The following is a 12,599-nucleotide window of genomic DNA, read 5'->3' on the forward strand; positions in this document are numbered from 1 at the left end:
GTTGTGCAAGCGAAAAGAAAAGCCCATCAATTCTGTAAAGACTATGTAGATCTGAGAATACGGCGTATTCAAAAGCAAATCGATGAAGTCAAATCAGCATTGTCTTCTGAATCAAAAAGTACCGCGGGCGACAAACATGAAACAGGTAGGGCCATGTTACAATTGGAACGCGAAAAACTAGGTCAACAATTACTGGAAGCGGAAAAAATGCTGCAACTTCTTAAAAAAGTCCCAACGGAAACAAACAGTGAAAGAGTAGTCTTAGGAAGCTTGGTTCAAACGGATCATGCGTATTATTACATTGCCATATCAGCAGGTAGGTTTGAAACCAAAGACGCCCTGATCTTCTGTATCTCGCCCAATACCCCTATGGCCAAGTTGTTGTTGGGCAAAGCCTTGAACGAGGTCATTAACTTTAACAAGATGACATCTAAAATAATAGCAATCAACTAGATACCGTATCTTTCATTTAACTTTTCCTTAAAATAGTTAGGTTTATTCTTTTCTATATTTAAGAACAATAATCACTAAATAAAACAATCATGACAACACAAGAAGTAGCTAATAAATTTGTGACCTTATGTAAAGAGGGTAAGTACGATGAAGCATATGGAATGTATGCGGACAATGCCGTAAGTGAAGAAATGCCAGGGATACCCAACCATATTACAACCGGAAAAGCGAATATTATCAAGGAATATCAACAATGGGCTGAAAATATTGAAGAAATGCATGGAGGCTCTGTTGGAGACCCCATGGTTGCTGGCAATCATTTTGTTGTACCGATGTCAATGGACGCAACCTTTAAGGATAGGGGGCGCCAACAAATGGATGAACTGTGTGTTTACCAAGTGGAGAACGATCAAATTACAAGGGCGACGTACCATTACCAGTTACCCGATATGGGGCAGGGCATGTAGTTCTAATCCAAACTTGGTCTTTGCCGGTTTGCTTTTTTAGTTGAAGCCGCTTTTTTTGACTTCAACCTTTTTTCAACTGAAGATCTTGAGGGCTTTGTAGGTTTCCTTTTTTTAGGAACATGCAAGGCCTTTTTCAACAATTCAAAAAACCTGTCGATCACCAATTGCTTGTTTCTGTATTGGCTTCTGGCCTCATCACATTGTAAAATCAACAGATGTTCTTTGTTCAATCTCTTTTCCAGTTTTTGTGAAAGCCGCTCTTTTTCTTTAGCGGATAAACCCGTTGAGGCATTTAAATCAAAACTAAGCTCCACTTTTGATGAAACCTTGTTTACATGCTGCCCCCCTGCGCCACTACTACGTATGGCCTTGAATTGTAGTTCTTTTAAGAGGACTTCTTGCTGCAAAATGGATTTTTACACAAAGATAACGAAGTGTTGTATTGTCAGTTTTCGTACGATAGTGCCATTAGATTAAACTCAGAGTTATTTTCGGTATTACCGCTATCGTTCAATGCTTGGGTGGCGTATCCTGCGCGCGAGGTAGGGCAACCCCGTTCTTGTCCGCCCCATTGCGTTGCCTCAATGACTAGCGTCGAAACATTTTCAATCGCCAGCCGAAATCGGTAAGAACCCATTGAATCAGGTAGTTTGCCTTCGATAGAAAATTCATCCAATAAAATTCCGGTAGCGATTTCTTGCCCACTGGCATTATAGGCCGTCCATTTTCCAGATTCATCTACCCTTACGGTATCATTATCATCGCAAGTGGTACCTTCTTTTGCTTGTCTACCTTCATTGGGATCCATTTGTCCGACTTGAAGCATGATATTTTTAACGGGCTGCCTAAAATTGACTATCAATTGTTCGCTTGCTTCTACAATTTCACCCTGATATTCGTAATAATAATCAATTTGCTCCCAACGGCCTCCGGCCACACCAAAACCATCATCGCGAAAACGGCTTTCATATACAATATTCGCAGGGGAGCCATTTATTCTCTTGGCGGTCAAAAAAACGTTATCATTCCAATCTTGTTCACCTTCACCGTTATTCAGAATGATATCTGGGGTGGCCGTAAGTGTAATTAATGAGGTATTGTCATCACCGGTACCCTCGTCGGTCGAACTTTGGTCATCATCGGTATCCCCTTGATCGGAGCTTTCGACAACCTCTGCGTCCATACCGGTATCTTCAGAGCATGCAATTGAAAAACTTAAAAATAAAAAGGGAATTAAAAAAAACGGATATAGCTTTTTCACGTCACAATAGTTTTGGGGTTCTAGAAAAATAACGCAGACTTGAAATCGACTATTGCTTTACATCGTAGGTTTTCGACGAATGGGCGACTACACGGTATTGAGCCTTTTATTGACCAATTGTAGTGATACATTTAAAAATACCTGTGTATGGGGCTTTAACGGATGAAGATTGGTAAAAAACACACTCAAACCCGTTTTAGAGAGTCCTTCAATCAAATAATACCCCCCTTGAAAGTGGTTGTTGACTACATATACTTCAAAACCTGATGCGACGGCTATTTCAAATTCATGCGGATAAACTAAAATAGTGGTATCTACCTTGCTGTATTCTTTTAATAGGTCTACCGGAATTTCGTTGACGATACCAAAAAGTGATGCAATATACCGCTCTTTTGGCCTGTCATAAATATGTTTGGTATGATCATGGCTCAGCTTCTTACCCTTTTTCAAGACTAAGGTCTCATCAGCAAAAGCGAGTACATCATTCGGGTCGTGGGTAGCAGAAATTACCGTAATACCCTTCTCCTTCAAATAAGGGAACAGTTTATAACGAAGCTCATTTTTTTTGAACTGATCAATACTGCTGAAGGGTTCATCCAATAAAAGTACTTCAGGTTCTTGTGCCAAGGCCCTTGCCAACGCTACACGTTGTTGCTGACCACCACTGAGGCTTTTCACTTTGGTCTTGGCATACGATTCCAGTTCAATAATCCGAAGTAATTCAGAAACCCTTGCTTCATGGTGCTCTTGTTCAAAGGCGGATAGGTGTTCTGCAATGTTCTCCATTACTGTGGTAAAGGGCATTAAGTCAAAATCTTGGGCCACATATTTCATGTACTTTTCACCGGGAACCAAATTAAAGTTTGGCCCCAATACTTTTAGTTTGCCCCAAAAGACCTCTCCTTTCGCCAGATGCAATAATCCGTAGATCACCTTTAACAAGGTACTTTTACCTGAACCACTTTCCCCCATGATGGCAAGGTGTTTTCCCTTTTCTAATTGAAAGGAAATATCATCCAATACAAGTTGGTTCTGATAAGCAAAAGAAATGGCTTTGACGTTAAGCATTGTATGGTAAAAAAGAAGCATCCGTTTCTTTAGAAACGGATGCTATCAATGTATTATTTCGATAAGGGTATCAATCTTTGAACGATTTTATTACCGCTTGGTTGGGCAATTCATCATAGCCCATATTGAAAAGGGTAAATCCAAAGATATCCGCATATTGTTCGATGGTCTTACTGACCGGTGTGCCTGCCCCATGGCCAGCATTTGTCTCGATCCGTATTAAAGTAGGATTGTTCCCTACTTGTTTTTCTTGTAATTCGGCAGCAAATTTAAAACTATGGGCGGGTACTACCCGATCATCATGATCACCAGTGGTCACCAAAGTTGCCGGATATGTAACCCCGGGCTTGACGTTATGCACGGGGGAATAGCCCTTTAGATATTCAAACATGGCCTCGCTTTCTTCAGCAGTTCCATAGTCATAAGCCCATCCTGCGCCAGCGGTAAAGGTATGGTAACGCAACATATCCAATACGCCGACAGCTGGCAGAGCCACTTGCATGAGATCTGGTCGTTGTGTCATAGTCGCCCCAACCAAAAGGCCGCCGTTAGAGCCGCCCCTGATGGCCAAGTATTCTTTTGAAGTATACTTATTCGCAATCAAATATTCGGCAGCTGCGATAAAATCATCAAAAACATTTTGCTTCTTCAATTTGGTTCCTGCGTCGTGCCATTTTTTTCCATACTCCCCACCCCCACGAAGGTTAGGAACCGCATAAACACCGCCTTGTTCCATCCATACGGCATTTACGATACTGAAAGAGGGGGTCAAACTGATATTAAAACCGCCGTAACCATATAGTATGGTCGGATTTTTACCGTTTAGTTCGATACCTTTCTTGTGGGTGATGATCATGGGTACTTTCGTACCATCCTTTGATTCATAGAATACTTGTGTAGATTCATATGCCGAGGGATCAAAATCAATTTCAGGTTTCCAGTATTGCTCATATTGCCCGGTTTCGACATTGTATTTGTAAGACGAGCCCGGTGTGTTGTAGTTGGTAAATGAGAAATAGAACTCATTATCTTTCTTTTTGCCCCCAAAGCCACCGGCACTTCCAACGCCGGGTAATTCCACTTCGCGAACCAGTTCACCATTATAGTCATACTGTAGCACTTTTGAAATGGCATCCACCATATATTCGGTGAAGAAATAGCCGCCACCGGTACCGGCAGTCAGCACATTTTTTGTCTCGGGGATAAAGTCTTGCCAATTCTCAGGATTGGGATTGGAAGCATCCGTAACTACGATTTTCTTGTTGGGTGCATTAAGGTTGGTAACCAAATACAATTTAGAACCCTCGTTTTCTATCACATACGTATCTGAATCGGTATGGTCCAATATGGTTACCAAATCACTGTTTGGTTTTGAGAGGTCTTTGAGGTAGAGTTTATTACCAGAAGTCGATATAGAGGCTGAGATAAACAAATAGTGCTGATCCTCAGAAACATAGCCGCCTACATAACGATGTTTTTCTTCAGGAATACCCCCAAAAACAACTTGGTCTTCCGACTGCGGGGTACCTAGTTTATGATAGTACAATTTATGTTGGTCCGTTTTAGCTGAGAGTTCACTGCCTTTGGGCTTATCATAACTGGAATAAAAGAAACCCTCGTTCCCTTTCCAAGAGATGCCACTGAATTTAATATCGACCAAGGTATCCTCAACTTGCTCTTTGGTAGTGGCATTCAGTACAATGGCCTTACGCCAATCACTGCCCCCCTCAGAAATAAGATAGGTAGCTAGTGAACCGTCTTTGGTAAAACTAAGACCCGCTAACGATGTGGTTCCATCTTCTGAAAACGTATTTGGGTCTAGAAAGACCTCATCTTGGCCGTCATCTTTTTTACGATAGACCACATATTGATTTTGTAATCCATCATTTTTATAGAAATAGGTGTAATCGCCCTCTTTGAAAGGGGAACCCAATTTTTCGTAGTTCCAGAGTTTTTCTAATCTATTCTTAAGATCATCTCGAAAAGGAATACTGTCTAAATACCCAAAAGTGGTCTTGTTCTGGGTTTTTACCCAGGCTTCTGTTTCTGGGCTACGGTCATCTTCAAGCCAACGATAGGGGTCGCTGACCTCAGTTCCAAAATACGTTTCAACGGTATCAACTTTTTTAGTGGTTGGATAATTCACAACTATAGGGTCTCGCTTTTTTTTAGTTGTACATGCAGTGACAATAAGTACTACAAGCACAAGGGTTATTTTTTTCATTTATCCGGATATCATTAGTCGCTTTAAAAATACCATAAAACGAAACAATGCCTACTTAAAAAGAAATGCTTAACGTTTTTTAACTATAGTGGGAAACGAGTTGTTAAGACTTTTCGATTCTGGACCGTGAGGGATAATCCGCTATTTATGGGATTGGCATGGGGTGAATTACGAACCCTTCCGTCCCGACCTTTGGTGTCGGGACACCTTTCTCTAACTGGGGGAAGGAGCTTTAGTGCCATGTGAACAAATATCCCATAATCTAAATATCAAGCCCCTCCTTGGGAGGGGTATGGGGAGGCTTATACCAATTTATGGTCTACCAAATACTCGGCGATCTGTACCGCATTCGTCGCAGCCCCTTTTCTAAGGTTATCTGAAACTATCCACATATTCAGGGTATTCGGCTGCGTTTCATCGCGGCGAATTCGACCGACGAATACATCGTCTTTATCATGCGCGTAAATCGGCATGGGATAGGTATTGGTATCGGGATTATCTTGAACGGTCACCCCTGGGGTCTCGCTCAATAACTTTCGAACTTCAGATAGGTCAAAGTCTTTTTGAAATTCAACGTTTACCGATTCGGAATGACCTCCTGCGGTCGGAATACGAACTGCGGTTGCGGAGACTGAGAATTTACGGTCATCCAATATTTTTTGGGGCTCTCGAGCGAGTTTCATCTCCTCTTTGGTGTAGCCGTTCTCTAAAAATACGTCACAGTGGGGCAATGCATTTCGGTTGATGGGGTACGGGTACGCCATTTCGCCTTTTATACCGGCCATCTCATTTTCCAATTGTTTGACCGCTTTGACCCCGGTACCTGAAACCGATTGGTAGGTAGAAATGACTACGCGTTTCATTTGGTATTTTTGGTGCAAGGGGTTCAGTGCCATCACCAACTGAATGGTCGAGCAATTTGGGTTGGCTATGATCTTATCTTCGGCAATGAGTTGGGAAGCATTGATTTCTGGCACCACCAATTTTTTGGTCGGGTCCATGCGCCAAGCAGAAGAGTTGTCAATGACAGTGGTACCTACTTCAGCAAATTTGGGGGCCCACTCCAATGAGGTGTCGCCACCAGCGGAAAAGATCGCGATGTTCGGTTTTGCAGCGACGGCATCGGCCAGACCGATGATGGTATGTTCTTCTCCTTTATAGGCCAGTTTTTTGCCTACGGAACGCTCAGAGGCTACCAAGAGTAATTCTGTAATAGGAAAATTACGTTCGGCCAATACTTTTAACATTACTTCGCCAACCATTCCCGTGGCACCAACAACCGCTACTTTCATGTTCTAGTTCTTTTTCTGCAAATTCAACGATTTCTTGACCTCTTTTGGCCCATTTTTATGAAAAAATATCGAAAGGTTCAACTCGTTGACGGTCAAAACATTTCGACTGCGCTCAATGTGACAACTGGTCTATTATATGGCTCCGGAAGCACGCTTTTTCCAATTTGAGGAGCAAAGGTAAATTTACCTCTTATATAAACAAGTAAAAAAGCATTAAAAATCAAAATACAACAAAAAGTTATAAATACAACAATAAGTATTTGATTATGATAGAAGGGTCATATTACAAACTATAGCGATACAAAGTAGGTAACATAAATAAGAAAAAACCTTGTTGAAATTAAAAAGAAAATATTGATTAGTTTTAGAGGACTGGATCATGGTTTTTAATAGGAGCCGTTGTTACTACAACTTACCTGCAAGCAGAATGAAACATCCACTAAGGTTACATATTGAAGAGATTATCCCTCTGACCGATGAAGAGTTTGCGTTTGTATTGCGTCATTTTGAAATGGTTAAAAAGCGAAAACACCAATATCTTGTTCAGGAGGGTGAAATAGTCAAAAAAGAGTTCTGGATAACGAAAGGATGTGTTAAGAGTTATTTCATCGACGAAAACGGAAAAGAGCATATATTGCGTTTTGCAATGGAACATTGGTGGATTACTGATTATGAATCTTTTGTCAAACAAACGCCTTCGAATATATATATTGACTGTTTAGAAGATTGTGAGTTTCTCTACATCTCATTCGAAAATAGGGATAAACTTACTGCCCAAATGCACAAAATGGAACGGTTCTGGGCCAAAAAAAGCAAGTTCGGACGCATTGCTCTACAGAAAAGAATCCTCTCGCTTCTTAAGAATTCCGCCAAAGAACGATACGATCTACTTCTGGAGCAATACCCTCAACTGTTCCAAAGGGTTTCTAAAAAGCTAATTGCTTCTTATTTAGGGGTTTCTAGGGAAACATTAAGTAGGCTTAATTCTTGATCTTAAGTTTACACATGACCTAATCCTTCAAATTAACAGTATGTCAAATGTGACATACATCACCCCAAAGCAGTGATTTAAGTCCTTTTCATCCTCTTCCATTCATCTTAACTTTATATTATGAATTTTAAAACTACATTTCCAAGTCAAAACCGTGAATAGGGACCGCTATAAATAACGAACTTCAAGCATATTAGCGGGATAAGACTATGTTTGTATAGCTGTAAATAGCCATAAGTAACACTTAACGGAGCCTATAAATAATAAAAAAGTTGAAAGAAAAAGAACAGTTAGCTGAATATTTGAGACGATATGAAAAATTATCATTTTCAGAGATTGACTATTTTTTTAATCTAACACAAAAAAGAAAGTTCTCGAAGTCTGAATTTCTACTGGAAGCTGGGAAAACTTGCAAGCATCAGTATTTTATATTAAGTGGCTTAACAAGGGTCTTTCATATTGACCATAAAGGCAACGAGAAAATAACTCAATTTGCAGTAGAAAACTGGTGGCTGACCAATTGGGATAGCTACAAGGGCGAAACACCTTCAAAAAGTTACATACAAGCATTAGAGAATACAACCGTTCTGCAGATTGGAAAGGCTGAACTTGAAAATGCATTCTTAAAAGTCCCTATTCTTGAACGAATATTTAGAAAAATAACTGAAAATTGGCTCATTGCAATTCAAAAACATAGCGAATTTTACCTCAATATGGACAGTAAGAGTCGATATGATCAATTCATTTCAACCTTGCCCAATTTCAGTCAACGTGTGCCGCAATATATGATTGCCTCCTATTTGGAAGTAACCCCCCAACATTTGAGCACAATAAGGTCCAAAGGTATTTCTTAAGATACCTTAACCGCATTGGTTTTTCCCAAAAATATCTTTGTTCCGAATTCAAAATAAAATAAAAATGGAACGAATATTATTTACAGAAATCCCTCAAGAAATAATGGGGAAATTGTTTGATTTAGAAAATTACATCAACAATTCGGGAATTAATATGAAATTATTGGAATTGATGCGTCTAAGGGTTGCCCAAATCAATGGATGTGCCTATTGTGTCGATATGCACCACAAAGAACTAAAAAACCTTGAAGAAACTGACCTTCGTTTGTCGTCACTTATAGTTTGGGAAGAGACTAATTATTTTACAGACAAAGAAAGAGCCGTTCTACACTTTACCGAGATACTTACAAAACTAAACGGAAAACCAATAGCCGACAACGACTACGAAGTCATCAAAGGCCATTTTGAAAAAAAAGAAATCGTCATTTTGACCTTGGCAATTGCCCAGATAAATACGTGGACACGGCTAATGAAAACTTTTCAAATTGAAGCTGGAAATTACAAAGTGGGCGGATAAACACTGCTTGCCATACAATATAAAAGCAATAGCGATTTGGGTTCTTCCCGAGTCGTTTTTTAATTTAAGTATGGTATAATAGTATCGCAAAAAGCAGTCCTGATAAATCCGCTACCATTCATACACATCAAAGCGTTAAACGAAAAACGTGGTGTACATCACGCTATAGTAGTGCTTTAAGTGCTTCCTCTTCCCTCGGGTTCATTTCCACTTTGTAGCCTAAGTTTTAAAACTACAATGAGATCAACCCTCGAAAAAAACCGCCTTAAGAATTTTAATTCTAAGAATAAAAAGTATTCAACGAGGTCTATTTACACCTATTTAATGTGACATACATCACATAAAAGTAGTGACAAACATCCTTAATATTATTCGATGTTCCCTAGACCTTTGTAGTGTTAATTTAAAAGTAGAAAAGATGCCTTATGTAAACATTAAAGTCACCGACGAACAGGTAACCAAAGAACAAAAACATCAGCTCATTGCGGGGGTAACGCAATTGCTGGTAGACGTATTAAACAAGAACCCAAAAACCACACATGTGGTTATAGACGAAATCCCTATTGATAATTGGGGCTATGATGCAAAACAATATTCGAATTCAAAAAAAATTTAAATCATGAAAAACAAGACCGTAATTATTACAGGAGCCTCAACCGGTATAGGAAAAGCTGTTGCAGCGTACTTTATTGACAGAGCAAGTAATGTTGTAATGAATTCTTCTAATGAAGACAATTTAAGGAAAGCCTATGAGGATTTGGGTTCGCCTTCAAATGCCATTTATTTTGCCGGAGACATTAGCGATCAAAATACAGGAAAAGCGCTAGTGCGTCTAGCTAAAGAAACATTCAATTCAGTGGATGTGCTTGTCAACAATGCTGGTGTCTTTGCGCCAAAACCATTTTTAGATGTTCAAGAAGAAGATTTAGAACGCTATTGGAATATTAACCTCAAAGGCACCTATTTTACGTCTCAAGCCGCAATTAGTGAAATGCTAAAGCAAGAGAAAGGTTCCATAATAAACATAGGAACCGTATTAGTAGATCATGCTATTGGAGGTTTTCCGGCAACCGCACCAATAACCAGTAAGGGGGCTATTCATTCATTAACTAGACAATTAGCAGCAGAGTTTGGCAAGAACAATATTAAAGTAAACACCATAGCACCAGGAATCATTAGAAGTCCATTACAAGGAAAAATGGGCATTGAAGATGCTGATAGCTTAGCAGGGCTACATTTATTAAATCGTGTTGGTGAAGCTCATGAAATTGCCGAAGCCGCCTACTATTTGGCATCATCTGATTTCATTACAGGTGAAACTATTAATGTGGCTGGTGGTCATACTGTAGGGCACTCAATCTAAAATCAAATAATATGTACAAAAACAATATCAAAGAAATAGAACAGGTAATTGCAAATTACTTTGAAGGTATCTTCTATGGAGATCCAGACAAGCTTGAAACTTGTTTTACCAGCAATGCAATTATCTATGGGGATATCAATGGAGTGCCTTACCAAAAAAGCACAACGGAATATATAGACGGCGTCAAAAACAGACAAAGTCCGAACGAATTAAACGAAGCTTTTAAAATGGACACTATTGGTATAGATGTCATTGGCAATATTGCCATGGCCAAGGTGCACCTACCCATGCTGGGCTATAATTATTATGATTATTTGTCACTTACCAAAATCGATAGTGAATGGAAAATCGTAAACAAGATTTTCTCACATGTAGCTTAGAAGCAAGTCACAATTACTAATGTAAATCGTCATCATAACTGAGCTTATCTACAATGAAAAAGAAACTATTTAAATCTCTTAAAGCAATTCTCTTGGTTTTAGTGTTTCTAATATTGGCGATTACCTTGGGTATCATTTGGCCAATGTCAAATCTCTCGATTCCACAAAAACATCATACAGTGCTTATAAAGTCAATTAATGTTATTGATGTAAAAACTGGAGACGTGTTAGAGAAGAGAAATGTCTTAATTAAAAATAATAGGATTACTGCCATAGATAGTTTAGAAATTTTAGTGGAAGATGCAAATACATTACTAATTGATGGAAGGGGCAAATATGTAATTCCAGGGTTATGGGATATGCATACACATTCAAATCAGCATTCCCCTTGGTTGCACCATCCGCTTTACATTGCCAATGGTGTTACAGGCATTAGGGATATGTCAGGTCAATTAAATCAAAAAGATAGTTATTGGGTTGGCAGTAGGGAACGCCTCAAGTGGAATGCTGAATTGAATGCTAATAAAAGGATAATGCCACGATATGTATTACAAAGTAGCTATCAAATAGATGGGGCATCGAGTGTGCCAGATGGATTTCCTGATTTTTTTAAACTCGAAAATCCAGAACAAGTAGATTCCTTACTACAATTTTATAAAAACGAACAGGTTGATTTCATTAAAATCTATCAGCAAATACCTGTTGCCTCTTACAGAAAATTGGCCAAAAGGGCTGAATATTATGGATTGCATATCGCAGGTCATAAGCCTATGTTTTTGAGTTTAGAAGAAGCTCTCAATCTAGGACAACGTAGTTTTGAACATGGCCGTATCTTTTTATTCGAATCCTTTCCTGAAGCTGACAGCTTAAAGCATCCTGAAAATTGGAAAACCAATTTTTCTAAATATAAAAGGAAGCTGATTGAGGACTATGATCCCAAGGTAGCTAAAGAACTCATGCAATTAATGCAGTCAAAGAAGGCTTACTGGGTTCCCACGGTGCAAACTTTGAAGTTTGAAGCATTTGCTCATGATGTAGACTACACAGCCAATCCTAACTTAAAATATATAACGGCCATAAGAAAGAAATTATGGTGGGATTTAGATACAAAGAACAATGCCAAAAGAAACAATGCAGAAGCAACAAAAGGAGTCAGTGCCGATTTTTATAAAATCGCAATGGAACAAGTAGAACTGGCCAATGCTATTGGAGTACCTATTATGGCAGGTACGGATGTTACCGATTCTTATACGTTTGCTGGTTTTAGTCTTCATGAAGAATTAGTGGATTTGACAAAATGTGGGCTCACAAATCTTGAGGCATTACAAAGTGCAACTATAGTGCCTGCTCAATATGTAGAAAAAGAACATCATTACGGTAGTATAGAAAAGGGAAAAGTAGCTGATTTGGTATTGTTAAATCGTAACCCCTTAAAGGATATTTCCAATACTAGCGAAATCCATGGTGTTCTTATGAATGGTCTGTATTACGACGCCCAAAAACTTACAGAGCTCAAAACATTTACAGAATCGGCTGCCTCAAGTTTTCATATGAATACCAAAGCGTTGTATAGTCTGATCAACAGCCCATTAATCAGGGTGCAGTTTGCAGATTAATAAATGTGACAATACCATTTTTAACTTAAGATCCTTCTAACGGAATGGTATCAAAACACCAGCAAATCATACCGTTAGCTAGCAAAAAAAGTCAGCTTCAACTGAATGTGCCC

Annotated in this window: 14 protein-coding genes; 9 read left to right on the forward strand and 5 right to left on the reverse strand. The window is 39.2% G+C overall.

Going from position 1 to position 12,599, the window contains the following annotated elements:
• Window positions 1–3: 3 nt before the first annotated feature.
• Window positions 4–453 carry a 3-oxoacyl-ACP synthase gene (locus AACM45_RS16790; RefSeq protein WP_339144176.1) on the forward strand — a complete coding sequence of 150 codons (450 nt, stop codon included), beginning with the start codon at window positions 4–6 and terminating at the stop codon, window positions 451–453.
• 89 nt (window positions 454–542) lie between these two features.
• The gene (locus AACM45_RS16795) at window positions 543–920 is read left to right on the forward strand and encodes a SnoaL-like domain-containing protein (RefSeq protein ID WP_339144177.1); all 378 of its coding nucleotides are present in this window, start codon (window positions 543–545) and stop codon (window positions 918–920) included.
• A 2-nt stretch (window positions 921–922) separates the two neighbouring features.
• Here AACM45_RS16795 and arfB read toward each other — a convergent pair whose 3' ends face one another.
• The 5 genes from arfB to AACM45_RS16820 all read right to left on the reverse strand — a co-directional run bounded on the left by arfB (window position 923) and on the right by AACM45_RS16820 (window position 6,765).
• Window positions 923–1,327, reverse strand: a complete 405-nt coding sequence (arfB, locus tag AACM45_RS16800) for an alternative ribosome rescue aminoacyl-tRNA hydrolase ArfB (protein WP_339144178.1) — start codon at window positions 1,325–1,327, stop codon at window positions 923–925.
• Between the two features lie 38 nt (window positions 1,328–1,365).
• Entirely contained in the window at window positions 1,366–2,181 is an 816-nt protein-coding gene (locus AACM45_RS16805; protein WP_339144179.1) for a hypothetical protein, read from the reverse strand.
• An 87-nt stretch (window positions 2,182–2,268) separates the two neighbouring features.
• Window positions 2,269–3,249, reverse strand: coding sequence for an ABC transporter ATP-binding protein (locus AACM45_RS16810; protein WP_339144180.1), 981 nt, complete (start codon window positions 3,247–3,249; stop codon window positions 2,269–2,271).
• Between the two features lie 70 nt (window positions 3,250–3,319).
• Window positions 3,320–5,473, reverse strand: coding sequence for a prolyl oligopeptidase family serine peptidase (locus AACM45_RS16815; protein WP_339144181.1), 2,154 nt, complete (start codon window positions 5,471–5,473; stop codon window positions 3,320–3,322).
• 302 nt (window positions 5,474–5,775) lie between these two features.
• A complete protein-coding gene (locus AACM45_RS16820) occupies window positions 5,776–6,765 on the reverse strand; it encodes an aspartate-semialdehyde dehydrogenase (protein WP_339144183.1) in 990 nt (329 codons plus the stop codon).
• A gap of 427 nt (window positions 6,766–7,192) precedes the next feature.
• Here AACM45_RS16820 and AACM45_RS16825 point away from each other — a divergent pair, with 427 nt between their 5' ends.
• The 7 genes from AACM45_RS16825 to AACM45_RS16855 all read left to right on the forward strand — a co-directional run bounded on the left by AACM45_RS16825 (window position 7,193) and on the right by AACM45_RS16855 (window position 12,486).
• Complete coding sequence (locus AACM45_RS16825) at window positions 7,193–7,756, forward strand: Crp/Fnr family transcriptional regulator (RefSeq protein ID WP_339144184.1); 564 nt, start codon at window positions 7,193–7,195, stop codon at window positions 7,754–7,756.
• Between the two features lie 272 nt (window positions 7,757–8,028).
• Window positions 8,029–8,610, forward strand: coding sequence for a Crp/Fnr family transcriptional regulator (locus tag AACM45_RS16830; protein WP_339144185.1), 582 nt, complete (start codon window positions 8,029–8,031; stop codon window positions 8,608–8,610).
• A 64-nt stretch (window positions 8,611–8,674) separates the two neighbouring features.
• Window positions 8,675–9,127, forward strand: coding sequence for a carboxymuconolactone decarboxylase family protein (locus AACM45_RS16835; RefSeq protein ID WP_339144186.1), 453 nt, complete (start codon window positions 8,675–8,677; stop codon window positions 9,125–9,127).
• Window positions 9,128–9,545: 418 nt separating this feature from the next.
• A complete protein-coding gene (locus tag AACM45_RS16840) occupies window positions 9,546–9,743 on the forward strand; it encodes a tautomerase family protein (RefSeq protein ID WP_339144187.1) in 198 nt (65 codons plus the stop codon).
• A 3-nt stretch (window positions 9,744–9,746) separates the two neighbouring features.
• Window positions 9,747–10,490 (forward strand): SDR family NAD(P)-dependent oxidoreductase, encoded by a 744-nt coding sequence (locus AACM45_RS16845; protein ID WP_339144189.1) that lies wholly within the window; start codon window positions 9,747–9,749, stop codon window positions 10,488–10,490.
• Between the two features lie 11 nt (window positions 10,491–10,501).
• The gene (locus tag AACM45_RS16850) at window positions 10,502–10,870 is read left to right on the forward strand and encodes a nuclear transport factor 2 family protein (RefSeq protein ID WP_339144190.1); all 369 of its coding nucleotides are present in this window, start codon (window positions 10,502–10,504) and stop codon (window positions 10,868–10,870) included.
• Between the two features lie 53 nt (window positions 10,871–10,923).
• Window positions 10,924–12,486, forward strand: a complete 1,563-nt coding sequence (locus AACM45_RS16855) for an amidohydrolase family protein (protein ID WP_339144192.1) — start codon at window positions 10,924–10,926, stop codon at window positions 12,484–12,486.
• The last annotated feature ends 113 nt before the right edge of the window (window positions 12,487–12,599 follow it).

The organism is Croceitalea sp. MTPC5, assembly GCF_036985505.1.
Classification (GTDB): domain Bacteria; phylum Bacteroidota; class Bacteroidia; order Flavobacteriales; family Flavobacteriaceae; genus Croceitalea.